Here is a 24,475-nt window from a genome sequence, read left to right as displayed (position 1 = left end):
GAATATGTTAATAAGTCTGAGAAGAGTTTAATATAAAAGAGAATAGAAAGTAAAAAGTTTAGAAATAAAATGAAAAATCAAGATAAACAAACGATTCCAGTTTTACCCCCTTTGGGGGAAAGGGGGCTGCTTGTTATTCTTGGCGCAGGAGAAAGTGGAGTAGGCACAGCACTTTTAGGAAAACAAAAAGGATATGAAGTTTTTGTGTCTGATAAAGGCAAAATATCAAAAAAATACAAAGAAGTTCTTTTACATCATAAAATAGATTTTGAGGAGAAAAATCATACAGAAAGCAAAATTTTAACTGCTGATGTGGTAATGAAAAGTCCAGGAATTCCTGATAAAGTTGAGTTGATACAAAAACTGAAAGAAAAATTAATTCCTGTAATTTCTGAAATTGAATTTGCGGCTCAATTTACAGAAGCTACAATTGTTGGAATTACAGGTTCAAATGGTAAAACAACTACAACATTATTAGTACATCATATTTTAAAAAATGCAGGTTTAGATGTTGGAATTGCTGGCAATATTGGAGCCAGTTTTGCACAACAAGTTGCCGAACAAACGTATGAGAATTATGTGTTGGAACTCAGTAGTTTTCAATTAGATGGAGTTGATAAATTCAATAGTCATATTGCAATTTTAACCAATATTACTCCAGATCATTTAGATCGGTATGAGTATGATTTTAATAAATATATAGCATCAAAATTTAGAATCACAAAAAATCAAACAGCAACCGATTATTTAATTTATGATGCAGATGATACAGCCATCAATAATTGGTTAAAAAAAAAGAAAATAAAAGCACAATTAGTTCCCTTTTCAATTGAAAAAAAATTAGAATTCGGAGCATTTTTAGAAAACAATAATATTATAATCAACATAAATAAAGACAAACTTATTATGCCATTATCAACTTTATCAGTTAAAGGAAAACACAATACAAAAAATGCGATGGCAGCAACAATGGCTGCGCAATTATTAAAAGTAAGAAAAAGTTCTATTAAAGAGAGTTTGTCAAATTTTGAAGGTGCTGAACATCGTTTAGAAAATGTGGCAAAAATTAAAGGTGTAGAATATATTAACGATTCTAAAGCAACTAATGTAAACGCAACTTTTTACGCTTTAGAATGTATGGATAAAACCACGGTTTGGATTGTTGGCGGTGTAGATAAAGGAAATGATTATAATGATTTATTGCCTTTGGTAAGAGAGAAAGTAAAAGCGATTGTTTGTTTAGGTGTTGATAACGAAAAAATAAAAAATACGTTTGGTAATGTGGTTGAAATGATTATAGAAACTGCTGGCGCAGAAGAAGCTGTAAAGGTTTCTCATAAATTGGCAGAAAGAGGAGATGCAGTTTTGTTGTCGCCAGCTTGTGCAAGTTTCGATTTGTTTAATAGTTATGAAGATAGAGGTCGTCAATTTAAAAAAGCGGTAAAAAGTCTTTAAAAAGTGTAATTGTGTAAAAGTTTATAATTAATAATGAATTTTAGAAGGGTAATATTCAAATCTTTCTAAAATCTAAAATCTAAAATCTAAAATCTAAAAAGTGAAAACCATTTTTCAACATATAAAAGGAGATAAAACCATTTGGGCAATTGTTGCTGTTTTGGCAATATTCTCATTTATGCCTGTGTATAGCGCAAGTACAAACTTGGTATATGTTGTAGGTTCTGGTTCAACTTTTGGGCATTTAGTAAAACACATAGCTTTGTTAATTATGGGTTTTGCAATTATTTATGGAGTTCATAAAATTCCATACAGATATTTTTCTGGAGGATCAGTTTTAATGCTTCCAATAGTAATCGTTTTGTTGATTTTTACACTGTCTCAAGGAACCATAATTGGAGGCGCAAATGCAAGTAGATGGATAAGAATTGGCGGAATTGGCTTTCAAACATCAACCTTAGCAGGATTGGTTTTAATGGTGTATGTAGCAAGATATTTGGCTAAGAACAAAGAAAAGAAAATCAATTTTAAAGAAAGTTTATGGCAGCTTTGGGCGCCAGTTGCGGCTGTTTTACTATTAATTTTACCAGCAAATTTCTCAACAACCGCAATCATTTTTGTGATGATTTTAATGGTGACATTTATTGGAGGTTATCCTATAAAATATTTAGGATTTATTTTAGGCGCAGGAATTGTGGCGTTAGCTATTTTTATTTTGATTGCAAAAGCTTTTCCAGATGCAATGCCCAATAGAGTGCAAACTTGGCAAAGTAGAATAGAGAGTTTTTCTGATGCTGATGGTAAAGAAGCCTATCAAGTAGAAAAAGCAAAAACAGCCATTGCTACAGGAGGAACTTTAGGTGTTGGCCCAGGTAAAAGTGTACAAAAAAACTTTTTACCACAATCTACTTCCGATTTTATTTTTGCCATAATTGTAGAAGAATATGGTTTGGTAGGTGGCTTTTTAGTAGTGTCAATTTACTTTATTTTGTTATTCAGAATCTTTGTAGTTATTAGAAAAACAACTACCATTTTTGGCACTTTATTAGTGCTTGGAGTTGGTCTTCCTATTATTTTTCAGGCAACCATAAATATGGCTGTAGCAACAAATCTGTTTCCTGTTACAGGACAAACGTTACCATTAATAAGTAGTGGAGGTACTTCTATTTGGATGACGTGTTTTGCACTTGGAATGATTTTGAGTGTAAGCGCATCAAAAGAAGAAACAGAAGAAGACATTTTAGATGATAACCCTTTAGATATTTTGCATGAAACAATCGATTAATATATTAATTTCTGGAGGCGGAACAGGAGGTCACATCTATCCTGCAATTGCAATAGCAAACGAATTGAAATTGCGTTATCCAACTGCAAATTTTTTGTTTGTGGGCGCAAAAGATAAAATGGAAATGGAAAAAGTTCCGCAAGCGGGATATAAAATTAAAGGATTATGGATATCAGGGATTCAAAGAAAATTGACGGTAGATAATTTGTCTTTTCCATTTAAGTTGATGAGTAGTTTGTGGAATGCATCAAAAATAATTAGAAAATTTAAGCCAGATATTGCTATAGGTACAGGAGGTTTTGCAAGTGGACCAACATTAATTATGGCAACTAGAAAAGGAATTCCGACTTTAATACAAGAGCAGAATTCGTATCCAGGAATTACTAATAAATTATTAAGTAAAAAAGCAGAAAAGATTTGTGTTGCATATGACAATTTAGAGCGATTTTTTCCTGCGGATAAAATTGTAAAAACAGGAAATCCTGTGCGTCAAGATTTGTTGTCAATTCATTCTAAAACAGAAGAAAGTAAATTGTTTTTTAAATTAGATAAAACAAAGAAAACGATTTTAGTTTTAGGTGGAAGTTTGGGCGCCAGAAAAATAAATCAGCTGGTAGAAACGCATTTAGATTTTTTTAAAAATCAAAATGTACAAGTAATTTGGCAATGTGGTAAATTATATTATGAAGCGTATAAAAAATATGATGATTTAGAGGATATTCAAGTGCATCAATTTTTAAACAGAATGGATTTGGCATATGCAGCTTCCGATATTATTATTTCGAGAGCAGGCGCGAGTTGTGTTTCTGAATTGTGCATTGTAGGCAAGCCTGTCATTTTTATTCCATCGCCAAATGTGGCAGAAGATCATCAAACAAAAAACGCAAAATCTATTGCAGATAAACACGGAGCAATTTTATTAAAAGAAAGTGAATTAGAAACCTTTCCAATAGTTTTTGAAACCTTATTAAAAGACAAAGGGAAACAACAAAGTTTATCAGAAAGTATTCATGAATTGGCATTGCCAAGTGCAACAACAGATATTGTTAATGAAGTAGAAAAATTGTTAAATAAGTGAATTTAAAAAACATACATAACGTTTATTTTGTCGGAATTGGAGGCATTGGTATGAGTGCAATTGCACGTTATTTTGCTGCCAATAGAAAACAAGTGGCTGGTTATGACAAAACTCCTTCTCAAATCACTGCTACTTTAGAAGAATTAGGAGTAGCAATTCATTTTGAAGACGCTGTAAAAAATATTCCTATTTCTTTTTTGAATAAGGATAAAACCTTGGTGGTTTATACACCAGCAATTCCTAAAAAACATTCTGAATTAAATTACTTTTTAGAAAATGATTTTACTGTTTTAAAAAGGTCAGAAATTTTAGGGAAAATTACAGAAACTACTTTCTGTTTGGCGGTTGCTGGTACGCACGGAAAAACCACAACTTCATCAATTTTAGGTCATATAATGGCGCAAGAAAAAGCAACATCATTTTTAGGCGGAATTGCAGAAAATTATAACTCAAACCTTATTTTAGGTGAAGATAAAGTTTCTGTGGTAGAAGCTGATGAGTTTGATAGATCTTTCTTAAAATTGAGTCCAAATATTGCTTGTGTAACTTCTATGGATGCAGATCATTTAGATATTTATGGAGAGCCAGAAGCGTTAAAAGAATCGTTTGTAGAGTTTGCAAATAAAGTTTCAGACACTTTAATTGTGGCAAAAGGTTTACCTTTAAACGGTTTAACCTATGCAATAAATGAGGATGCAGATTATAAAGCACATAACTTAAAAATTGAAAACGGAAAATATATTTTTGATGTAAAAACACCATCATCAGAAATTCAGAATGTTGAATTCCATTTACCAGGAAAACATAATGTTATGAATGCTTTGGCGGCTTTGGCTATGGCAGATGTTTATGGCGTTTCGTTAGAAGATATTAAACAAAACTTGTCAACTTTTAAAGGAGTTAAAAGAAGATTTTCATATAAAATTAAAACTAATAATTTTGTTTTGATTGATGATTATGCACATCATCCTACAGAAATAAATGCGGTAGAAAATTCGGTGAGAGAAATGTATCCGAATCAAAAAGTTTTGGTGGTTTTTCAGCCACATCTATTTAGTAGAACTAGAGATTTTATGGATGATTTTGCTGCTGCACTTTCAAAGTTTGATGAAGTTTTATTGCTTGATATTTATCCTGCAAGAGAAGAACCAATTGCTGGAGTAAATTCTGAAGGGCTGTTGCGTAAAATTAATTGTAAGCATAAAAAATTGACACAAAAAAATAATATCATAAAAGATATTAAAAATTCATCAGCAAAAGTGGTTGCAATGTTGGGTGCAGGTGATATTGGTGTATTGATAAATAATGTAACTAAAGAACTTTTAAAAACCATTACAGATGAAGTTTAAAAAGTTTTTAAAATATATAGCATTCCTTTTATTAATAGGAGGTTTGGGGTTTTTGTTTAGTTTTTCATCAAAAAGAAATACTAACAAAAATGTCGAAAAAATTGTCATAGAATTTGAAGCTGGAGACAATAATTTTTTAACACATTCTATGGTTAATAAATTGTTAATACAAAATGATACCACAGTGAAAAACCAAGCAAAATCTATACTAGATTTATATGGTTTAGAAAATAAGGTTTTAAAAAACCCGTATGTAGAAAATGCTTCTGTGTTTTTAACCATTGCAGGTACATTAAAAACAACCGTAAAACAACGAACGCCAGTGGCAAGAATTATTAATAATTCTTCGTCATATTATATTGATAAACAGGGTGTAAAAGTGCCATTGTCTCATAATTATTCGGCAAGAGTTCTGTTGATTTCTGGTGTTAAAAATGATGATGATATTAAAGAAATATTGCCTTTAGTATCATTTATTTTAGAGGATAATTTTCTAAAAAAAGAAGTTGTTGGAATTCAGAAATTCGACGATGATGCGTATCAATTTTCCGTAAGAAGTGGAAATTACAAAATCAATTTCGGACAATTGTCAGAAATGGATACAAAATTTAAGAAGTTAAAAGCGTTTTATAACAAAACTTTTGAAGACAAAACAATTCAAAAATATAAAACGATTAATGTAAAATATCACAACCAAGTTGTGTGTACAAAATAAATCAAAATGGAAAACAATAAAATAGCAGTTGGTTTAGATATTGGTACAACCAAAATTGTTGCCATGATTGGTCGTAAAAATGAGTATGACAAAATTGAGGTTGTTGGTATTGGTAAAGCCAAAAGTTTAGGGGTTAAAAGAGGTGTAGTAAGTAATATTACACAAACAATTCAATCTATTCAGCAAGCTGTAGATGAGGCAGAAAGTGTTTCTGGTGTTAAGATAGAAGAAGTAGTTGTAGGTATTGCTGGTCAGCATATTCGTAGTTTACACCATTCAGATTATATTACAAGAAATAATGCAGATGAAGTAATTGAAGATGAAGATATAGATAATTTAGTAAACCAAGTTCATAAGTTGGTCATGTTGCCAGGAGAAGAAATTATTCATGTGTTACCACAAGAATTTAAAGTGGATTCTCAGGCAGATATTAAAGAACCAATAGGAATGTATGGTGGGCGTTTAGAAGCTAATTTTCATGTAGTTGTTGGGCAAGTTTCATCTATCAGAAATATTGGGCGTTGTGTAAAAAGTGCAGGTTTAGGTTTAAATGAGATTACGTTAGAGCCTTTAGCGTCGGCATCAGCAGTATTAAGTCAAGAAGAAAAAGAAGCAGGGGTTGCTTTAATTGATATTGGTGGAGGCACAACAGATTTGGCAATTTTTAAAGATGGCATAATTCGTCATACAGCAGTAATTCCTTTTGGAGGAAATGTGATTACAGATGATATTAAAGAAGGTTGTTCTATCATAGAAAAGCAAGCTGAGTTATTAAAAATTAAGTTTGGTTCTGCCTGGCCAGGAGAAAATAAAGAAACTGAAATCGTTTCAATACCTGGTTTAAGAGGTAGAGAACCTAAAGAAATTACGTTAAAGAATTTATCAAAAATTATACATGCAAGAGTGCAAGAAATTATAGAGCACGTGTATTTAGAAATAAAAAACTACGGACATGAAACTGCTAAAGGAAAATTAATTGCAGGTATTGTGTTAACTGGTGGAGGTTCTCAATTAAAACATTTACGTCAATTAGTTGAATACATTACAGGTATGGATGCTAGAATTGGGTTTCCAAACGAGCATTTAGCAGGAGATTCAGACGAATCTTTATCTAGCCCAGCTTACGCAACCGCAGTTGGTTTATTAATGGAAGGTTTAGAAAGAGATACAAAATATGAGGCTGAAAAAGAAATCGTAGAAGAATTGGCTGATGAAAATGTTGATGAAACTCAAAATGAAGAGGAAATAAAACCAATTATAGAAGAAAAACCAAAGCCAAAAAAGAAGTCGTTTTTCGAAAAGTTTACAGAAGGTTTAAAAGATTTTCTAGACAACGCAGAATAAACAAGAAAAAAATAATTAAAAACTTAAAATATATAAAAGTTATTATGAGCGCAGAATTCGATAACATTTTATTTGATATGCCAAAAACACAATCTAATACCATAAAAGTAATTGGTGTTGGAGGTGGTGGTAGTAATGCAGTAAACCATATGTACACTCAGCAAATTAGAGGTGTAGATTTTGTTATCTGTAATACAGATGCACAGGCATTAGAAAATAGTCCAGTTCCTAATAAAATTCAATTAGGAGCAAATCTAACATCAGGTTTAGGAGCAGGTGCAAACCCAGAAATAGGAGCACAAGCAGCAAAAGAAAGTATGCAAGAAATTCAGCAAATGTTAAATACCCAAACAAAAATGGTATTTGTAACTGCTGGTATGGGTGGTGGTACAGGTACAGGAGCAGCTCCAATAATTGCAAAAATTGCAAAAGATATGGACATTCTTACGGTAGGAATTGTAACAATGCCATTTGCTTTTGAAGGAAGAATGCGTTCTAAACAAGCACAATCAGGAATCGATCAACTGCGCCAAAATGTAGATTCTTTAATTGTAATTAACAATAATAAACTGCGTGAAGTTTACGGAAACCTTGGTTTTAAAGCTGGTTTTTCTAAAGCAGATGAGGTGTTGTCTACTGCTTCTCGCGGAATTGCAGAAGTAATTACACATCATTATAAGCAAAATATAGATTTACACGATGCTAAAACTGTACTTTCTAATAGCGGAACAGCAATTATGGGTTCTGCAAGGGAAGAAGGTACAAACAGAGCTAAAAATGCTATTGTAAAAGCTTTAGATTCTCCTTTGTTAAATGATAATAAAATTACAGGAGCTAAAAATGTATTGTTGTTAATTGTGTCTGGTACAAACGAAGTTACTTTAGATGAGATAGGCGAAATAAACGATTATATTCAAGATGAAGCTGGTTACGATGCCAACATAATTATGGGAATTGGTGAAGATGATGAGTTGGGAGATGCTATTTCTGTAACCATTGTTGCTACTGGTTTTGCAGCAGATCAACAAAGTACAATTACCAATACAGAGGTAAAGAAAATTGTACATACACTAGAAGATGAGCAAAAAGCAACGTATGATTTTAGTGAGAAAAAAATTACAAAATCACCAACTTTAGATGAGCCATTAACAAATAAAACTGAACAAAAAATTGTTCATACATTGGTTGATGATGTAGAAGATATAAAACCGAAAATGGATTTGGTAAAAACAACCAACCAAATTGCAAACATAGATGTTGTTTTTGAGGAATTGGTTATAGAAACTATTAAAGAAGATGATTTTGTAATTACTGATATGACTCCAGAAAAAGTTGAAGAAGTTATAGATGAACCACAACAATTACAAGCAGATTTGTTATTTGACTTACCTTTAAACTCCTATACAGAAGTAAAAGCTGATAAAGAAATTCGTCATAGTTTAGAAGAAAAAGTAGAAAGTGTAAATGAGATTGAAGTTTACGGAGCAGAAGAAGTTGTTTTTGAACGTAAAGAAGTAGAAACACGTTACGTTTTAGAAGAGTTTGATGCAAAGCCAACAATTGGTAAAAGTTCAAGTATTGTAGAAGAAGAAAAGATTGAAGAAGAAATTCAGTTTGAACTAAAAACAAAAGCACCACAAGCAGAAATTAATGAAATAGAAACCAAAAGCGAAGAAGTTTCTCCTTTAGATTTAACTATTAATGAGTTGCAAAAAAGAGCTGAAGAAAGACGTCAGAAGATGAAAGGTTTCAATTATAAGTTCAATGATCAAATGAATAAAAATATTGATGAAATTGAGCGTCAGCCTGCTTATAAAAGATTAGGAGTAGATTTAGATACAAACGCAGCAATTAGTAAAACAAAAACATCCATCCAAAAAGATACAGACGAAATTAATTTGAAGTCTAATAATTCTTTTTTGCATGAAAATGTAGATTAATTGTAAAAAAATGACCCCTAAAAAGGCACTATCCAAAAACTGTGTAAATAGAAAATCAGGAGGGTTTTAAAACCCTCCTGATTTTTTTATTAATTCTAAAAACACAGTTAATTATTAAACAAAAACTCTCCAGCCATAAGGGTCATCAGCTTTATTAGTTTGAATATCTGTAATTGCTTTCTTTAAAGTTGATGCAAAAGGAGTTTCTAATTCAGGTAAATCATAATCTGTTCCTTGATACCCAAAACCTGCAATTGGAGAAATTACAGCAGCAGTTCCTGCTCCAAACATTTCTTTTAAATTGCCACTTTGTGCCGCAACAATAACTTCAGCAACTGTAATTTTTCTTACTTCAACATTAATACCTTTATCTTTTGCAATTTGAATGATACTTTTACGTGTAATGCCGTCTAAAATTCTATCGTTAGTTGGGCTTGTAATTAATGTATCTCCAATTCTGATAAAAATATTCATTGCACCAGCTTCTTCAATATATTCGTGCGTGTTATCATCCGTCCAAATTACTTGATTATATCCTTTTTCTATGGCTAATTGCGTTGGATAAAATTGTGCAGCATAATTACCACCAGCTTTCGCAAAACCAACACCACCATTTGCAGCACGTGCATATTTTTCTTCAATTAAAACTTTTACTTTACCAGCAAAATAAGCACCAGAAGGCGCAGTACAAATAATAAATTTATAAGCATCTGCAGGAGAAGCGTGAAAACCTAATCCAGAAGCAAACATAAAAGGTCTTATGTATAGAGAACTTCCACCATTGGTAGGAATCCAAGCATTATCAACTTCTAATAATTTTTTCAATCCATCCATAAAAATAGCTTCAGGAATTGCAGGAATTACCAAACGTTCTGCAGATTTATTTAAACGTTTGCAATTGTCTAAAGGTCTAAATAACATCGTATTTCCTTCAGCATCTTTGTAAGCTTTCATACCTTCAAAAATGGATTGCCCATAATGGAAAATTTTTGCAGCAGGATCTAAAGAAATATTTGAATATGGTTTAATAACTGGTGTTTGCCATTTGCCATTAACAAAATCACATTCTAACATATGGTCAGAATATACGCTTCCAAAAGGTAAGTTGTTAAAATCTACAGAATCTATCTTCGATTTTTCTATACGTTGAATTTCTATTTTAGACATCACTCTTATTGATTGAATTAAAGCACAAATGTACATAAATTATTCATCTGTTAATGTAGATAACATTGCTTTAACACCATAAAATTTGTACTTTTGTTAGACACTCAAAAAAAATAGAAATTATGAAATATTTATTAAAAATAGCTTTGGTTTTTTTACTTGTTTTTACAGCTTGTAAAGAAAATAAAAAAGCTGATAAAGTAACAGACAAAGAAACAAAAGAAGTTGTTTATGATTCTTTTGGAGCAAAAATAACGTTAGATAAAGCAATAACATCAAAAGAGCTTTTATCTAAATTTAAGACGATGAAAGCAGGTGATACAATTAACGTTAAATTTACATCTAGCATTAAAGAAGTATGTTCTAAAAAAGGTTGTTGGATGAAATTACCTTTAGATAAAAATACAGAAACAATGGTGCGATTTAAAGATTATGGTTTTTTTATGCCTCTAGATTCTAAAGGAAGAGAAGTTGTTTTAAACGGTAAAGCTTTTATAAAAGAAACCTCTGTTAAAGAATTACAACATTATGCAGAAGATGCAGGAAAATCTAAAGAAGAAATTGCAAAAATTAACAAACCAAAAGTTGAGTATACTTTTGAAGCTGATGGTGTTTTAATGAAAAAGTAATGAAAAACACGTTATTTTTTTTCTTATTGATTGCATTTTTTTCTTGTAAAAAGAAAGAATCAAAAGAGATAATTATTATTGAAAATAAAGTAGTAAAGCAGTCAGAAATGGCTGCTTTAATGCTAAGAATGTATGATAAAAGTTTAGAAAACAAAAAGCTTGTTTTAAAAGGGGAAACACCAAAAAAATTTCCTAAAGAATTTTTAAATATTCATACAGCTCAATTAACAGATCCTTCAGATAGAACCAAAAATTTTAAAACCTTTTCAGATTTTTATTTAAAAAGCTTTAAAGAGATTTACAATGCACCTAAAGATTCACTTGTTTCAAATCATAATAATGCAATTAATAGTTGTATTGCTTGTCATGAAACTACTTGTGTTGGTCCAATACCCAGAATTAAAAAGTTATTAATTAATAAAATTTGAAAAGAGAAATACTAATTACTTCAGATGGTTCTTCTACCATACATTTGCCAGATTGGGACGAGCAATATCATTCTAAAAATGGATCAATAAATGAAACACTTCATGTGTTTATAAAAAATGGATTAAAAGAAGTTTTAGAAGATAAAGTTTCCATTTTAGAAATTGGTTTTGGTACAGGGTTAAACTGTTTTATAACATATTTAGAAAGTAAAAAAACAATTGATTATGTTGGCGTAGAAGCCTATCCTGTTACTGCAGATGAAGTTGATAAAATGAATTTTATCTCAATTTTAGATGCTAAAAAAGACAGTGCAATTTTTAAAAAAATGCACAATGTTTCTTGGGATGAAAAACATTTAATTACAAATACATTTTCTTTAGAAAAAAGAAAACAATTTTTTGAAGATATAAATGATGCTAATGCATTTGATTTAATTTATTTTGATGCTTTTGGAGCGCGTGTTCAACCTCAACTTTGGACGGCAGAAATCTTTAAAAAAATGTTTACAGCTTTAAAAGAAAACGGAATTTTAGTAACCTATTCTGCAAAAGGAAGCGTAAGAAGAGCAATGCAAGAAGTAGGGTTTTTAGTTGAACGTTTGCCTGGACCTCCAGGAAAAAGAGAAATGTTAAGAGCAAGAAAACTAATCACTAAAAATTAATCAGTCAAAACTTATTTTTATATGCAATTTAAAAGAAAATTTGGAAGAAGAAAACAAGCAAAACCAAAAAAAGGATTGTTATTCGTAATGCTTTTAGCCATAGTTTTAATTCTTTGGTTTAAAGCTGAAGACATTTTAAAAGCATTATTCTAAAAACGAATTGCTTATTTTTTTAGCAAACGCAAAACTTCTATATACAATCCTATAATAGTAATTAAAAATTCCCAAATTGGCAAGCATTATTTTCTTTATGTGTTTGTTTAACTTGTCTGTCTATACAATCTAAATCTAATAATAAACTTAAAGATGCAACAATTGTACATTTTGACACTCTATTTTTTAAAACGCCTTCCTTTCCAATGATACTTAAAAAATAAAGAATTAAAAATTACAACAATACTAAAAAAAGGATATACAATACTGCTTACTAGGTACCATTTTAAAAATACTTTTTCGTGCTTAAAAAATCGAATTGTAGGTACAAATAAAAATAAGTCTATTAGTAGTTTAAGCAAAAAAGAAAGTGTTTTTGTTAGTAAAGAATCTGCAAATAAAAGTGATAGAATTACACTTAAATTTACCAATAAAACTAATAAGCCAATCAACTTTACTTTTACAGATTTAAAATTACCCGTTTTTGCTGCCCATCTTGTTCTTTGGTTTAATAAATCTGACCAACTTTTAACAGGAAATGTAGTTACAATAACATCTTTAGATTTTAAAAACTGAACACTTTTTTTATCTTTCTCTAAGAATTTTTCAAACAAAAAAACATCATCTCCGCTTGCAATGGTATAGTTTCCTTTAAAACCATTTAGTTTTAAAAATTCTTCTTTTTTATACGCTAAATTTGCGCCATTACATAGAAAAGGAAAATGAATGCCAAAACCACCCATAGTAGTTCCTTGCATACTCATAAAATCGAGCAATTGAAATTGTTCTAGAAATGTGTTTTTTACTTTATAATTTACAGGAGCAACAATCATTTTAGGATTGTTTTTTTTAATAAAAGCATCAAAAGTTGTTAGCCAGTTTTTTGGTAAAACACAATCTGCATCTGTGGTTACAATCCAATTGTTTTTTGCTATAGAAATAGCGGTTGTAATTGCATCTTTTTTTGGTGATTTAGATGTTCTTACGTTTTTAATTATGTTGGTTGTCATTCTGACGTTAGAAAGAATCTCATTAGAGTTTTGTTTTTTATTTTCTGAGTTTTCCCCTTCTTTGTCGTTCGAAATAGAATTCAAAAAACTATTAATAACTTCAACAGAACTATCATCAGAATCATCATCAACAAAAATAAATTCTACGAGTTCTTTTGGGTAATTTATTTCTGCAACAGAATCTAATAAGTTAGATAGGTTTTTTTCTTCATTTCTAAAAGGAATAACAACAGTAAAAGTTGTTTTTGGATTGTAGTTTTCTGGTTTAAATTCATCAACTTTTGTAAAACCAATTGCTAAAGAAATAATCAGAATTGCATAAAAAGTAAATATAAAAACAAATGCCCAAATCATTTTGTAAAATTAGGTTTAAAAGTTAACACAAAATAGCTTCCAATAATTGCAGGAATTACAAAATTAAGAACCCACATAATAGTTGTGATAGACAAGATTTCTATAGGGTTAAAATTAAAATAAGAAAAAACCCAAATGGCAACAGAACTTTTTAAAACTACATCAAAAACAGACAACATTGGTATGATAGAAGCTATAAAATAGACAGATGTAATTGCAGAAATAGCGTCTAAATAACTAATTTCAAAATTAAAAAGATATAATAAAAAGTAAAATTGATGCGAAAAAATTACAAATCTTAAGAATGAAATAAAAGCAGTTTTAAGATTTGTTAAAAACGGAATTTTTTTAATATAATTTTTTGCTTTTTCAAAGGTGTATCCTCTATATTTAAAGTGTTTTGCACCAAAAAAGAAGGCAAAAACAACCAATAGAATTATTAATAGAAAACGAAAAATTCGATGAAAATCAATTTCTATATTGTGTTTTAAAACAAAATAACTGAAACCGATAATTCCAAAAAATAATGTCATTAACATTTGATAAAAATTGCCAACTAAGTTTAAACCTACAATTCGTTTTCTCAAAGACTTTTTAAAATACATTGCTTTTACTCCATATTCTCCAATTCTGTTGGGTGTAATTAATGAAGCAGTTAAAGATGATAAACTTTGTTTTGCTGCTTCTAAAAAAGAAATTTTGTTTGCATAATAAGCAAGAGTTTTCCATTTTAAAATTTCTAAAAGCCAATTAAAAAGAGTAAAAACGAGTAGAAAAAAGATGTTTTTAGCAGAAAAAATATTGTTTTTAATCAAATTTTCATAAAAAATAGAAAAACTGAGCAAATTGTTATCAAATAATTTTTGATAAATAAAATAAGCACACCCAATTACAATAGATAGTTTTATTATCAACCAAAAGAATTGTTTAGTTTTGTAAGAAAGCGAGTTGTACATTATTACAAAGAACGTTAAAATTGATGACAGAAAAAATCATTTTAGGAATTGACCCAGGAACTACAATTATGGGTTTTGGAATCATAAAAGTTGTAGGAAAAAAGATGGAGTTTATGCAAATGAATGAATTACAGCTTAAAAAATATGATGATCATTACCTAAAATTAAAATTAATTTTTGAACGTACCATTGAGTTAATAGATACTTTTAATCCTGATGAAATTGCTATTGAAGCTCCTTTTTTTGGTAAAAATGTACAGTCTATGTTAAAGTTGGGTAGAGCGCAAGGAGTTGCAATGGCAGCAGGTCTGTCTCGTCAAATTCCGATTACAGAATATTTGCCAAAGAAAATTAAAATGGCAATTACAGGAAACGGAAATGCAAGTAAAGACCAAGTAGCTTTAATGTTAAAATCGTTATTGAATTTAAAAACGCTACCCAAAAACCTAGATGCAACAGATGGTTTAGCAGCAGCCGTTTGTCATTTTTACAATTCTGGAAAAGTTGTTGGAGGTAAAAATTATACTGGTTGGGAAAGTTTTGTAAAACAGAATCCTTCTAAAATTAAATAATATAAAAATGAAGCAATGTAATAATTGATACATTTTATAATTTTTAAATTGATACATTAATTATGGCAGGAATTTACATTCACATCCCATTTTGCAAACAAGCCTGTTTTTATTGCGATTTTCATTTTTCTACTTCGTTAAAAAAGAAAGATGATTTAATTTCTTGTTTGATTAAAGAAATTGAAATCAGAAAAGATGAGTTGCAAAGTGCAACTATAGAAACCATTTATTTTGGAGGCGGAACTCCAAGTGTTTTGTCTGTTAAAGAAATTCAGGTTTTAATTGATGCCGTTTATCAAAACCATACTGTTGTAGAGAATCCAGAAATTACCTTAGAGGCAAATCCAGATGATTTATCCGAAGAAAAAATTATAGCGTTTTCTAAATCACCAATTAATAGGTTAAGTATTGGAGTTCAGTCTTTTTTTGAGAAAGATTTAAAGTTGATGAACAGAGCACACAACTCTGATGAAGCAAAAAAATGCTTATCACTTGCAAGTCAATATTTTAATAATATTTCTGTCGATTTAATTTACGGGATTCCCAATTGTACAAACCAAGAATGGAAAGAAAACATACAAACTGCACTAAGTTTTGGCGTGCCACATATTTCTAGTTATGCATTAACTGTAGAACCAAAAACTGCCTTGGATTCGCTCATAAAAAAAGGAAAAATTAAAAATGTTGATGATAAAAAAGCCCAAGAGCAATTTTATATTTTAATAGAAGAATTAGAAAAGTCTGGTTTTATTCATTACGAATTATCTAATTTTGGTAAAGAAGGTTTTTTTAGCAAAAACAATTCTTCTTATTGGTTAGGAAAACCGTATTTAGGTATTGGTCCTGCTGCGCATTCTTTTGATGGAAAACAACGAAGTTGGAATGTGAGAAATAATAGTAAATACATTAAATCAATTCAAGAAAATAAGCTGCCAATAGAAAGAGAAATCTTAACAAAAACGGATAGATATAATGAGTATATTATGACTGGTTTACGAACCATTTGGGGAGTTTCTTTTGCCAAAGTATCTTCATATTTTGGAGAAAAATATGTTGAGTATTTAGAAAATCAATCTAAAAAACATTTGAAAGAAGATTTGTTGTATCTTGAAAACGGAATTTTAAAAACAACAAAAAAAGGCAGATTTTTATCAGACGGAATTGCCTCAGATTTGTTTAAATTAAACTAATAGTTAAATAAAAAGTAGAGTTAATATTATGAAAGCAGTTATTGAATACAATTCAAGAAAAATAACGATAAATGTTTCAGAACCTATAGATATCTCAATTCCAATAGATATGAAAAAAGGTAAAATTAATGCTTGGGGAATAGAAGATCCAAAGATTGAAACTGTAAAATTTGATGGTTATGAAGTGAGTGTTGCAAATGGTGCTGTGGTTAACTTTAACAACATTCAATTCAATCCTCATTCACATATAACACATACAGAATGTGTTGGGCATATTACCAAAAAGGTACATTCTGTAAATAAGAATTTAAAACACTATTTTTTTGTTGCAGAGGTTGTAACTGTTGCACCAGAAAAAGCTGGCAATGATTTTGTAATTTCTAGAAAACAATTAAGAACTGCTTTAAGAAACAAAAAAAGAGATGCCATTGTTATAAGAACTTTGCCAAATTTATCTGATAAAAAATCGATGAAATACTTTAATACAAATCCTCCTTTTTTATCTGAAAATGCAGCTAATTATTTAGTAGAAAAAGGAATTAAACATTTGTTGGTAGATTTACCTTCTGTAGATAAAGAAAAAGACGGTGGTAAATTAGTAGTACATAATGCTTTTTGGAATACTGCTGGAAAATTAAGAATGGATGCTACCATTACCGAATTTATTTATGTGCCCAATAATGTTGAAGATGGAGAGTATTTACTAAACCTAATGATTGCTCCTTTTGAAAATGATGCAACACCAAGTAAACCTGTGTTGTATAAAATCATAAAATAAGTTGATAAAAAAAGAATCTAAAAGAAAGAACTTTAAATAATTTTATAAAATGGAATTACTTTTTTTAGGATTAATTACTGGTGCAATTGTATCGTTTTTTGCATTTAAACAGATTAATTCTACAGATAAAAAAAATACAGCAGAAAAGCAATCGGTTATATTGCTAGAAAAAATTAAGAGTGTTTGTAAATTAATAACTGTAGAAGGCGAATTTGCAGAAATTTATCATCATGAAAACACTAAAGAAAATTTTTTAGGTTTATTTTCTAGCAAGAAAAAAGCTCTTATTTTAATTAATGCAAAAACTCATATTGGTTTCGATTTTAGAAAAATAAAAATGAAATCAGACAAAGCAAAAAAGAAAGTTTTTCTAACATCTTTTCCTCAACCAGAAGTAATTTCTTTAGAAACTGATATGCAGTTTTACGATATCCAAAACGGATTGTTAAATAAATTTGATTCTTCAGATTTAACAGAACTAAACAAAGAAGCAAAAGAACATATTTTAGAAAAAATACCAGAAAGTAGTTTAATGAAAACGGCAAACAAAGAAGCTTTAGAAGCCATTCAGTTAATGCAAAGTTTAGCAGAAACAGTTGGTTGGAAAGTAGATGTTTCTGCTCTAGAAATTTCTGAAACCAACAAAAAGTTATTAAATTAGTTTTCTGAATTATCATATTTTAAAGCGTTAAAAAGAAGGTATGCACATAGAGCAATTAAGAGATTTTTGTATGGCAAAAAAAGGAGTAACAGAACATTTTCCTTTTGATAATGTTACGCTCGTTTTTAAAGTAATGCATAAAATGTTTGCACTTACAGGTTTAAATAATTGGGAAAAAGGCGAACAGAAAATCAACCTAAAATGCGATCCAGATTGGGCTCAAGAATTAAGAGGAGAATATGAAGGCATTAATCCTGGTTGGCATATGAACAAAAAACTTTGGAATACAGTTACTATTAATTCTAGCGATGTTTCAGACGATTTAGTTCGCCAACTTATAAATCATTCTTATGAGTTGGTTGTAAAAAGTTTAACCAAAAAAGCTCAAAAAGAATTAGAAGAATTGTTCCCGTGAAAACGGGAATCTAAATACAGAATTTTGTTTTGTACTCAAGCAAACAGTCGTTTTTAATTCTTATTTCAATTCAAAAATTTATAAAACAATTTGGGTGTTACTTTGTGCTAAAAGCATTTAGCACTAAAGTCGGGCTTTACACTATATCTTTTTTGCTTGTTACTTTTAGCGCAGTCCAAACGTTATTGAGTAGCAAAAAAGGATGCCGTTTCAATCCCTAACACAAACCAACGTAAGTAAATATAAAATAATAACAAGAAAAAATTACTTAGGCAATTAATTATCTGCCAACAAAAAAACGTACAAAAACATTTAATCCAAAATTAATACTATAAATCTTTATCTAAAACAGTTGTATTTGGCACAAATTTTGACTTAAAAACGCAGAGTATAATTTAATAAAAAATGAAAAAAATAATTGGAATTTTAGTAATAGCGTCATTAGTTTTAGGAGTATTATTTTTTAAAGATAAAATACAGCCGAAATTAAGCTTAAAAAATACTAATTTTGATAAAGAAATACACTATGTAAGTAAAGATGGGCAAGTTGTAAAAGTTACTTACAATGAAAATAATGCAAGATTGATGTATGATTTTAAAGAATATACATTACAAAGTATTCAATCTGCTTCAGGGTCTTTTTACCAAACAAAAAGTAAAGAATGGCTTTTAGCAAATAAAGGAAACGAAATATTTATAGAACATAAAGGAACTATTATTTTTAGAGGAAAAGAGAAAGCGAGAATAGGATCTCACTGGGTGTATTCAGGAAAAATGGTTAAAGGCAAGTTTATAAAACCCCTAAAAAATTCCTATTTAGACTTACATTTTAATAATGAAGGAGATTTTGGTGGTAATGGAGGTTGTAATTCATTTTCAGGAAAACTTACAGAGCATAAAGAATCATTAAAAATTACTGTTGGAGAAATTGGCACAACATTGGCAATGTGTTCAGAAGAAATAATGAAGCAAGAAGATACTTTTTTAATAGTATTAAAAAAAGTAAATAAGAAAAAGTATGTAAAAAACAAGTTGCATTTGTACTTTACAAAAACCGATTATTTAGTGTTTAGAGATATTTCCCATCAATTTAAACCAATGTAATTTTTTAACCCATCCTTTTCTTGTTAATTTTGCAAAAACATTTTTTAATGATTGTACAAGGTAACATCGTAGATATAAAAAACAAACAAATTTTTAAGGGTGAAGTTGAAGTTGATAATGGACAAATTATTGCAGTAAGAAAAGCAAATCATTCTGTAGAAAATTATATTCTTCCCAGTTTTGTAGATGCACACATTCATATAGAAAGTTCTATGTTGGTTCCTTCGGAATTTGCCAAAATTGCGGTTACTCACGGAACCGTTGCAACAGTTTCTGATCCTCACGAAATAGCCAATGTTCTTGGTGTAAAAGGTGTCGATTTTATGATTGAAAACGGAAAGAAAGTTCCGTTAAAATTCAATTTTGGAGCACCATCTTGTGTGCCAGCAACATCGTTTGAAAGTGCAGGAGCAATTATAAATGCTGATGATATTAAACTAATGATGGAAAACCCAGATATCAAATATCTCGCGGAAATGATGAATTATCCAGGAGTTTTGTTTGATGATGAAGATGTTTTGAAAAAGATTCAACACGCAAAAAACAATAACAAACCCATAGATGGTCACGCTCCAGGTTTAAGAGGTGATGATGTAACCAAATATATTTCCGCAGGAATTTCTACCGACCACGAGTGTTTTACCTATGAAGAAGCGTTAGAAAAATTGCAAAAAGGAATGAAAGTCATCATTAGAGAAGGTTCTGCTGCAAAAAACTTTGAAGCGTTGATTGATTTACTCCCAGAACATTTTGAAAATATGATGTTTTGTTCCGATGACAAACATCCAGACGATTTATTGTTAGGTCATATCAATCAATTATGTGAGCGAGCTGTGGCAAAAGGAATAGACGTATTTAAAGTTTTACAAGCAGCTTGTGTAAACCCTGTAAAACATTACAATTTAGATGTCGGCTTATTGCAAAAAGGAGATGATGCTGATTTTATTGTTGTTGAAGATTTAGAAAAATTCAACGTTTTACAAACATATATTAATGGTGAATTGGTTGCTGAAAATGGACAATCTTTTGTAAAATCTGTAGATTTTGAAGTATTGAATAACTTTAATACTGATAAAAAGAAAGTATCAGATTTTGAATTTCAATCTTCATCAGAAAAAATTAGAGTTATAGAAGCTTTAGATGGTGAATTGGTTACCAATCAAATTGAAGCAGATTCTTTAATTGTTGATGGTAATTTAGTTTCGAATACTGAAAATGATGTGTTAAAAATGACTGTTGTAAATCGTTATAAAAACGCAGAACCATCAATTGCTTTTATAAAAAACTTCGGATTAAAAGAAGGTGCTATTGCAAGTTCTGTTGGACACGATTCTCATAATATAATTGCGGTTGGCGTTTCTGACGAAGCCATATGTAGCGCCGTAAATTTATTGATAGAAAATAGGGGAGGAGTTTGTGCCGTTTCCAATTCCGAAGAAAAAGTAGTGTCACTTCCTGTTGCAGGAATTATGTCAGACAAATCTGCCATTGAAATTGGTAAAGCCTATGCAGAGTTAGATGTAATGGCAAAACAAATGGGAAGCAAATTACGCGCACCTTATATGAGTTTGTCGTTTATGGCGTTGTTAGTAATCCCTTCTTTAAAATTATCTGATAAAGGTTTGTTTGATGGAGATTCTTTCCAATTTACTTCTTTGGAAATTAAGTAAATTCCTTTGTCATTCCCGAGAAATCGGGAGGCTATAATTAGATAACAATAAAGAATAGAATTCTTAATTATAAAGCAAACTCAATAAGTAATAACTTCAGTAAGTTTTATAATATTTTTTTTGGATTCCCACTTTCGTGGGAATGACAGATGAAAATAAATAGCTTTAAATTTACTTTTTTTTCAGAAATATAGAAAATTTTTTGTCATTCCCAACTTGATTGGGAATCCATATTAAATAAATTAGTTATGAAAACCACTCATCAATATTATGTTTATATCTTGGCTAGCAAGATAAGAGGAACACTATATATTGGTATGACTAACGATTTACAAAGAAGAGTTTACGAACATAAAATGGGTATCAAAAAAGGATTTACGTTTAAATATGGTGTAAACAAATTGATGTATTTTGAAACTTTTCAAGATGTAAATGAAGCTATTGAAAGAGAAAAAAGGTTAAAAAAATGGAATAGAACTTGGAAAATTGAGTTGTTTGAAAAAGACAATCCGAGTTGGCAAGATTTAGCCAAAGATTGGTACGAAGATCTTCTATTAGATTAGTGTAAATCTATCTGTCATTACTGAAAACAAGCACTCAATTTGATAAGTGTCGAGAATCTATAATTAGATAATAAAAAGAAAACATTTCTTAATTATATAGCAAGTTCAATAAGTATTAACTTCTTTAATTTTAATAATCATTGTTTGGATTCCCACTTTCGTGGGAATGACACGTTAAAATAAATAAGTTTAAATTTATTTTTTTAGAAATACAGAAACCTCTTTGTCATTCCCAACTTGATTGGGAATCATACTTAATAAATTAGTCATTAAAATTTTGGCTTAATGGTAAAAAATGGTTGTTTGGATTCCCGACGCCCAATTTATTTGGGTGCAAGCTTCTCGGGAATGACAAAGCGGAAAAGCAACTAAAACACCAACTCAAAAACAGCATCCTTTTCATCACCAAAAATAGTTTGTAAACCAACATATTTAAAATCTAAATTCTTCAGTAGTTTTTGCGATTTCTCGTTTTCAGGAACGGTAAAAGCATACACTTTTTTCTGGTTAAATTTATCACGTACATATTTTATAATCAGCTTAGTAGCTTCTGTTGCGTAGCCTTTTCCTCTTCCTTTAGGTAAAAAACCATAACCAATATCTATAAATTTTAAATGGTCTCTTTGTAAAGCAGTTGAAGTTCCAATCGGTTCGCCAGTTTCCTTTAAAACTACAGTAAAGAAACCCAAACCACCTAACTGAAAATTCTTCAATAAAATATCTTCTAAACTTCTGTTTCTTCAATCGATTTTAGGTTTTTATCAGAAATAAATTTAATCCAATCTTTGTCGTTAAATAATTCAAAATAAAACGGAGCGTCACTAATTAAAGTGTCTCTAATAATAAGTCTATCACTTTCTAATTTCATACGCTAAAGATATAATTTAATTGTACTTTTACACATCATAAAAAATAAAAAATGAGTTTACAACAAGATTTAGAAAACAGAAGTAATAACCAATGTGAGTTATGTGCTGCTACCAATAATTTATCAATTTACGAGGTAAAGCCAACGTCAACTGGCGGTGTAGATGGTAGTTTATTGGCTTGCGAAACTTGTGTAACTCAAATAGATAATTTAGAAGAAATTGATGCAAATCATTGGCGTTGTTTAAACGACTCTATGTGGAGCGAATTTACACCTGTAAAAGTGGTGGCTTGGAGAATGCTACATCGTTTAAAGAGACACGGTTGGTCAAAAGATTTATTAGATATGATGTATTTGACAGATGAAGAAATTCGTTTTGCAGAAGCAACAGGAGACCATTTAGACGAGAGTGAAAAGATAATTCATAGAGACGCAAATGGCGCAATTTTACAGGCTGGAGATAGTGTTGTGCTAATTAAAGACCTTAAGGTTAAAGGCTCAAGTATGATTGCCAAACAAGGAACTGCTGTGCGTAGAATTTCTTTAGATCACGAAAATGCCAAATATATAGAAGGTAAAGTTGGCCCCACGCAAATTGTAATCATAACAGATTACGTTAAAAAAATGGCGGAAAAAGAGTAGGTTTTTTGTGCGTTACCTTTCAGGTCGCGCTTTACATTATATCTTTTTTTCGCTTCTCAAAAAAGGATGCCATTTCAATCGCTAACGCGGGCTTATTTGCTAAAAACAGTGTAAAACTAATGATGTTTAGTTTGTTTATATTTGGATTATGATTGAATACTTGTCTGGTATTTTTACCTTTTCTGTTCTTGGTTACCTTTTTATATAGAAAATACATTAAAGGTGATAATATTGACCTTGATGCCGGAAATGATGATACTTGATTTTCAACAGTTTTCTGTCATTCCCGAGAAATCGGGAATCCAAGCAAACTAAGTATAGATTCCCGATTTCTCGGGAATGACAAAAGACTTATTAATTTGTTGCTATTTACAGCATTTTCTGCTGTTTTTTGTAAAAAGAATCTGCTTGAATTTTTAGTAAATCGCGAGCTGTTTTTTGTTTATAAGCGTAAATTTCTTCTTCGCCAGAAATATCTTCGTATACTTTTTTATTAACTAAAATATCTGCTTGTAACATTTCTTCTCGCTGATTTACTTGTTGCTTAACCCAAGTTCTAATAGCGGTTTCTTCGTCTTCTAGTTTATAGTCATATTCGCCTTTTGGAGAAATTAATTTTGCAAAAATTGGCGATGTTTCTATAGCTAAAAACAATAAGAAAATAAAAAACGATGGTAGCCAAGGTAATTTACCTAAAGCATTTACACGTGCCATTAATCCGTCGAAATTTGCAATAATAGGTTGTGTTTTAGTTTCTACATTTTTCTGATTTTCAATTAGAGTAGCAATTGCGGCTTCCTTATCAGTAATTTTATTTGCGTTTTCTTTTTTCAACTGATTTAACTCCGCCAAAGCAGCATCGTGTTTTTCTCGCTTTTCTTTATAAACAGGACCTTTTCCTAATAATTTTGTTCCTTTTCTTCCTTCCGCTTCTGCGATATACGTTTCGTACAAAGCATTTGTTTCTGATTCTTTAGTAGCAATTTCTGATTTTAAACCTTCAATTTCTGAATTGATTTTTGCAATTTCAGGAGAAAACTGTTGTGCAATCTGCGTTTTATTATCTAAGGTCATTTGGTTCTTTTCCGTCAATAAAACCTGATTGATTTCTTTTTCAAACAACTTTAATTCTAAAGGTTTAGAAATAACAATGGCAATAATAACGGCTAATAAAATTCTTGGACTTGCTTGTAGCAGTTCTTTCCATTTGTTGTCCGATTTTTTTAGTGTAGAAACTATAAATCTATCTAAATTAAAAATTAATAATCCCCAAATCAATCCAAAGAAAATAGCAGTAAACATATTGTCGAAAACAGTATAAAGTGCATAATTGCCAGCAATTGTTGCCATAACTGCAGTAAAAAATACAGTGGCTCCAATACCAACATATTTGTTTTGTTCTCCGTTAGAACAGTTTTCTATTAAGTTTTTATCAGCACCAGAACAAGTTAGAAAGAAATTTTTTAGCATTTTAATAATTTTATGCC

At 30.1% G+C, this 24,475-nt stretch carries 26 protein-coding genes; 20 read left to right on the top strand and 6 right to left on the bottom strand.

Annotation, left to right across the window (positions count from 1 at the left end; translation table 11 throughout):
* Positions 1–69: 69 nt before the first annotated feature.
* The 7 genes from murD (at position 70) to ftsZ (ending at position 9,166) form a co-directional block, all read left to right on the top strand.
* Complete coding sequence (gene murD, locus ACY2RX_RS10830) at positions 70–1,455, top strand: UDP-N-acetylmuramoyl-L-alanine--D-glutamate ligase (protein ID WP_490103998.1); 1,386 nt, start codon at positions 70–72, stop codon at positions 1,453–1,455.
* Between the two features lie 100 nt (positions 1,456–1,555).
* Positions 1,556–2,740 carry an FtsW/RodA/SpoVE family cell cycle protein gene (locus ACY2RX_RS10825; RefSeq protein ID WP_490103997.1) on the top strand — a complete coding sequence of 395 codons (1,185 nt, stop codon included), beginning with the start codon at positions 1,556–1,558 and terminating at the stop codon, positions 2,738–2,740.
* Positions 2,724–3,818, top strand: coding sequence for an undecaprenyldiphospho-muramoylpentapeptide beta-N-acetylglucosaminyltransferase (murG, locus tag ACY2RX_RS10820; protein WP_490103996.1), 1,095 nt, complete (start codon positions 2,724–2,726; stop codon positions 3,816–3,818). Before ACY2RX_RS10825 ends, murG begins: the two co-directional genes overlap by 17 nt.
* Entirely contained in the window at positions 3,815–5,167 is a 1,353-nt protein-coding gene (murC, locus tag ACY2RX_RS10815; RefSeq protein WP_490103995.1) for a UDP-N-acetylmuramate--L-alanine ligase, read from the top strand. Before murG ends, murC begins: the two co-directional genes overlap by 4 nt.
* Positions 5,157–5,882, top strand: coding sequence for a cell division protein FtsQ/DivIB (locus ACY2RX_RS10810; RefSeq protein ID WP_490103994.1), 726 nt, complete (start codon positions 5,157–5,159; stop codon positions 5,880–5,882). The genes murC and ACY2RX_RS10810 overlap by 11 nt, the downstream gene beginning before the upstream one ends.
* Before the next feature lie 6 nt (positions 5,883–5,888).
* Positions 5,889–7,226, top strand: coding sequence for a cell division protein FtsA (ftsA, locus tag ACY2RX_RS10805; protein ID WP_490103993.1), 1,338 nt, complete (start codon positions 5,889–5,891; stop codon positions 7,224–7,226).
* 44 nt (positions 7,227–7,270) lie between these two features.
* Entirely contained in the window at positions 7,271–9,166 is a 1,896-nt protein-coding gene (ftsZ, locus tag ACY2RX_RS10800) for a cell division protein FtsZ (RefSeq protein ID WP_490103992.1), read from the top strand.
* A 114-nt stretch (positions 9,167–9,280) separates the two neighbouring features.
* Here ftsZ and ACY2RX_RS10795 read toward each other — a convergent pair whose 3' ends face one another.
* Positions 9,281–10,336: a branched-chain amino acid aminotransferase gene (locus ACY2RX_RS10795; RefSeq protein WP_490104069.1), complete on the bottom strand. Its 1,056-nt coding sequence runs from the start codon at positions 10,334–10,336 to the stop codon at positions 9,281–9,283.
* 119 nt (positions 10,337–10,455) lie between these two features.
* On the opposite strand from ACY2RX_RS10795, the gene ACY2RX_RS10790 reads away from it, so the two are divergent.
* From ACY2RX_RS10790 to ACY2RX_RS10775, 4 genes are read left to right on the top strand one after another with little or no spacing between them, the layout of a single operon-like run.
* Positions 10,456–10,962 carry a DUF4920 domain-containing protein gene (locus ACY2RX_RS10790; protein WP_490103991.1) on the top strand — a complete coding sequence of 169 codons (507 nt, stop codon included), beginning with the start codon at positions 10,456–10,458 and terminating at the stop codon, positions 10,960–10,962.
* Positions 10,962–11,390 carry a hypothetical protein gene (locus ACY2RX_RS10785; RefSeq protein ID WP_490103990.1) on the top strand — a complete coding sequence of 143 codons (429 nt, stop codon included), beginning with the start codon at positions 10,962–10,964 and terminating at the stop codon, positions 11,388–11,390. Before ACY2RX_RS10790 ends, ACY2RX_RS10785 begins: the two co-directional genes overlap by 1 nt.
* Positions 11,387–12,052 (top strand): tRNA (5-methylaminomethyl-2-thiouridine)(34)-methyltransferase MnmC2, encoded by a 666-nt coding sequence (mnmC2, locus tag ACY2RX_RS10780; protein ID WP_490103989.1) that lies wholly within the window; start codon positions 11,387–11,389, stop codon positions 12,050–12,052. The genes ACY2RX_RS10785 and mnmC2 overlap by 4 nt, the downstream gene beginning before the upstream one ends.
* A gap of 21 nt (positions 12,053–12,073) precedes the next feature.
* Entirely contained in the window at positions 12,074–12,205 is a 132-nt protein-coding gene (locus tag ACY2RX_RS10775; RefSeq protein WP_490103988.1) for a hypothetical protein, read from the top strand.
* A 179-nt stretch (positions 12,206–12,384) separates the two neighbouring features.
* Here the strand turns inward: ACY2RX_RS10775 and ACY2RX_RS10770 are convergent, their stop codons facing one another.
* Together ACY2RX_RS10770 and ACY2RX_RS10765 are read right to left on the bottom strand one after the other, a co-directional pair.
* Positions 12,385–13,569 carry a glycosyltransferase gene (locus ACY2RX_RS10770; RefSeq protein ID WP_490103987.1) on the bottom strand — a complete coding sequence of 395 codons (1,185 nt, stop codon included), beginning with the start codon at positions 13,567–13,569 and terminating at the stop codon, positions 12,385–12,387.
* Complete coding sequence (locus ACY2RX_RS10765; RefSeq protein ID WP_490103986.1) at positions 13,566–14,384, bottom strand: hypothetical protein; 819 nt, start codon at positions 14,382–14,384, stop codon at positions 13,566–13,568. The genes ACY2RX_RS10770 and ACY2RX_RS10765 overlap by 4 nt, the downstream gene beginning before the upstream one ends.
* 164 nt (positions 14,385–14,548) lie before the next feature.
* Here ACY2RX_RS10765 and ruvC point away from each other — a divergent pair, with 164 nt between their 5' ends.
* The 8 genes from ruvC to ACY2RX_RS10725 all read left to right on the top strand — a co-directional run bounded on the left by ruvC (position 14,549) and on the right by ACY2RX_RS10725 (position 21,478).
* Positions 14,549–15,097, top strand: coding sequence for a crossover junction endodeoxyribonuclease RuvC (gene ruvC / locus ACY2RX_RS10760; protein WP_490103985.1), 549 nt, complete (start codon positions 14,549–14,551; stop codon positions 15,095–15,097).
* Positions 15,098–15,159: 62 nt separating this feature from the next.
* Positions 15,160–16,287 (top strand): radical SAM family heme chaperone HemW, encoded by a 1,128-nt coding sequence (gene hemW, locus ACY2RX_RS10755; RefSeq protein ID WP_490103984.1) that lies wholly within the window; start codon positions 15,160–15,162, stop codon positions 16,285–16,287.
* A gap of 28 nt (positions 16,288–16,315) precedes the next feature.
* Positions 16,316–17,065 (top strand): cyclase family protein, encoded by a 750-nt coding sequence (locus tag ACY2RX_RS10750; RefSeq protein WP_490103983.1) that lies wholly within the window; start codon positions 16,316–16,318, stop codon positions 17,063–17,065.
* A gap of 49 nt (positions 17,066–17,114) precedes the next feature.
* On the top strand, positions 17,115–17,726 hold the full coding sequence (locus tag ACY2RX_RS10745) for a DUF4230 domain-containing protein (protein WP_490103982.1): 612 nt from the start codon (positions 17,115–17,117) through the stop codon (positions 17,724–17,726).
* Between the two features lie 40 nt (positions 17,727–17,766).
* Positions 17,767–18,141 (top strand): MmcQ/YjbR family DNA-binding protein, encoded by a 375-nt coding sequence (locus ACY2RX_RS10740; RefSeq protein WP_490103981.1) that lies wholly within the window; start codon positions 17,767–17,769, stop codon positions 18,139–18,141.
* Between the two features lie 405 nt (positions 18,142–18,546).
* Positions 18,547–19,245, top strand: a complete 699-nt coding sequence (locus ACY2RX_RS10735) for an META domain-containing protein (RefSeq protein WP_490103980.1) — start codon at positions 18,547–18,549, stop codon at positions 19,243–19,245.
* Positions 19,246–19,292: 47 nt separating this feature from the next.
* Positions 19,293–20,915, top strand: a complete 1,623-nt coding sequence (ade, locus tag ACY2RX_RS10730; protein ID WP_490103979.1) for an adenine deaminase — start codon at positions 19,293–19,295, stop codon at positions 20,913–20,915.
* A gap of 248 nt (positions 20,916–21,163) precedes the next feature.
* Positions 21,164–21,478 carry a GIY-YIG nuclease family protein gene (locus ACY2RX_RS10725; protein ID WP_490103978.1) on the top strand — a complete coding sequence of 105 codons (315 nt, stop codon included), beginning with the start codon at positions 21,164–21,166 and terminating at the stop codon, positions 21,476–21,478.
* A gap of 368 nt (positions 21,479–21,846) precedes the next feature.
* Here ACY2RX_RS10725 and ACY2RX_RS10720 read toward each other — a convergent pair whose 3' ends face one another.
* Both ACY2RX_RS10720 and ACY2RX_RS10715 read right to left on the bottom strand, forming a co-directional pair.
* On the bottom strand, positions 21,847–22,191 hold the full coding sequence (locus ACY2RX_RS10720; protein ID WP_490103977.1) for a GNAT family N-acetyltransferase: 345 nt from the start codon (positions 22,189–22,191) through the stop codon (positions 21,847–21,849).
* A gap of 11 nt (positions 22,192–22,202) precedes the next feature.
* Complete coding sequence (locus ACY2RX_RS10715) at positions 22,203–22,346, bottom strand: hypothetical protein (protein ID WP_490103976.1); 144 nt, start codon at positions 22,344–22,346, stop codon at positions 22,203–22,205.
* Positions 22,347–22,397: 51 nt separating this feature from the next.
* On the opposite strand from ACY2RX_RS10715, the gene ACY2RX_RS10710 reads away from it, so the two are divergent.
* Positions 22,398–22,988 carry a PhnA domain-containing protein gene (locus ACY2RX_RS10710; RefSeq protein ID WP_490103975.1) on the top strand — a complete coding sequence of 197 codons (591 nt, stop codon included), beginning with the start codon at positions 22,398–22,400 and terminating at the stop codon, positions 22,986–22,988.
* A 369-nt stretch (positions 22,989–23,357) separates the two neighbouring features.
* Here ACY2RX_RS10710 and ACY2RX_RS10705 read toward each other — a convergent pair whose 3' ends face one another.
* Complete coding sequence (locus ACY2RX_RS10705; RefSeq protein ID WP_490103974.1) at positions 23,358–24,458, bottom strand: DUF4407 domain-containing protein; 1,101 nt, start codon at positions 24,456–24,458, stop codon at positions 23,358–23,360.
* Between the last annotated feature and the right edge of the window lie 17 nt (positions 24,459–24,475).

This window comes from Polaribacter sp. 2405UD43-2 (genome assembly GCF_058147125.1).
This window is presented reverse-complemented; position numbering and strand designations above follow the sequence as displayed.

Bases quoted from the DNA above. Each gene is read 5' to 3' on its own strand.
- murD (WP_490103998.1), top strand. From the start codon at position 70: ATGAAAAATCAAGATAAACAAACGATTCCAGTTTTACCCCCTTTGGGG.
- murG (WP_490103996.1), top strand. From the start codon at position 2,724: ATGAAACAATCGATTAATATATTAATTTCTGGAGGCGGAACAGGAGGT.
- ACY2RX_RS10810 (WP_490103994.1), top strand. From the start codon at position 5,157: ATGAAGTTTAAAAAGTTTTTAAAATATATAGCATTCCTTTTATTAATA.
- ftsA (WP_490103993.1), top strand. From the start codon at position 5,889: ATGGAAAACAATAAAATAGCAGTTGGTTTAGATATTGGTACAACCAAA.
- ftsZ (WP_490103992.1), top strand. From the start codon at position 7,271: ATGAGCGCAGAATTCGATAACATTTTATTTGATATGCCAAAAACACAA.
- ACY2RX_RS10790 (WP_490103991.1), top strand. From the start codon at position 10,456: ATGAAATATTTATTAAAAATAGCTTTGGTTTTTTTACTTGTTTTTACA.
- ACY2RX_RS10785 (WP_490103990.1), top strand. From the start codon at position 10,962: ATGAAAAACACGTTATTTTTTTTCTTATTGATTGCATTTTTTTCTTGT.
- ACY2RX_RS10775 (WP_490103988.1), top strand. From the start codon at position 12,074: ATGCAATTTAAAAGAAAATTTGGAAGAAGAAAACAAGCAAAACCAAAA.
- ACY2RX_RS10770 (WP_490103987.1), bottom strand. From the start codon at position 13,569: ATGATTTGGGCATTTGTTTTTATATTTACTTTTTATGCAATTCTGATT.
- ruvC (WP_490103985.1), top strand. From the start codon at position 14,549: ATGACAGAAAAAATCATTTTAGGAATTGACCCAGGAACTACAATTATG.
- hemW (WP_490103984.1), top strand. From the start codon at position 15,160: ATGGCAGGAATTTACATTCACATCCCATTTTGCAAACAAGCCTGTTTT.
- ACY2RX_RS10750 (WP_490103983.1), top strand. From the start codon at position 16,316: ATGAAAGCAGTTATTGAATACAATTCAAGAAAAATAACGATAAATGTT.
- ACY2RX_RS10745 (WP_490103982.1), top strand. From the start codon at position 17,115: ATGGAATTACTTTTTTTAGGATTAATTACTGGTGCAATTGTATCGTTT.
- ACY2RX_RS10740 (WP_490103981.1), top strand. From the start codon at position 17,767: ATGCACATAGAGCAATTAAGAGATTTTTGTATGGCAAAAAAAGGAGTA.
- ACY2RX_RS10735 (WP_490103980.1), top strand. From the start codon at position 18,547: ATGAAAAAAATAATTGGAATTTTAGTAATAGCGTCATTAGTTTTAGGA.
- ade (WP_490103979.1), top strand. From the start codon at position 19,293: ATGATTGTACAAGGTAACATCGTAGATATAAAAAACAAACAAATTTTT.
- ACY2RX_RS10725 (WP_490103978.1), top strand. From the start codon at position 21,164: ATGAAAACCACTCATCAATATTATGTTTATATCTTGGCTAGCAAGATA.
- ACY2RX_RS10715 (WP_490103976.1), bottom strand. From the start codon at position 22,346: ATGAAATTAGAAAGTGATAGACTTATTATTAGAGACACTTTAATTAGT.
- ACY2RX_RS10710 (WP_490103975.1), top strand. From the start codon at position 22,398: ATGAGTTTACAACAAGATTTAGAAAACAGAAGTAATAACCAATGTGAG.
- ACY2RX_RS10705 (WP_490103974.1), bottom strand. From the start codon at position 24,458: ATGCTAAAAAATTTCTTTCTAACTTGTTCTGGTGCTGATAAAAACTTA.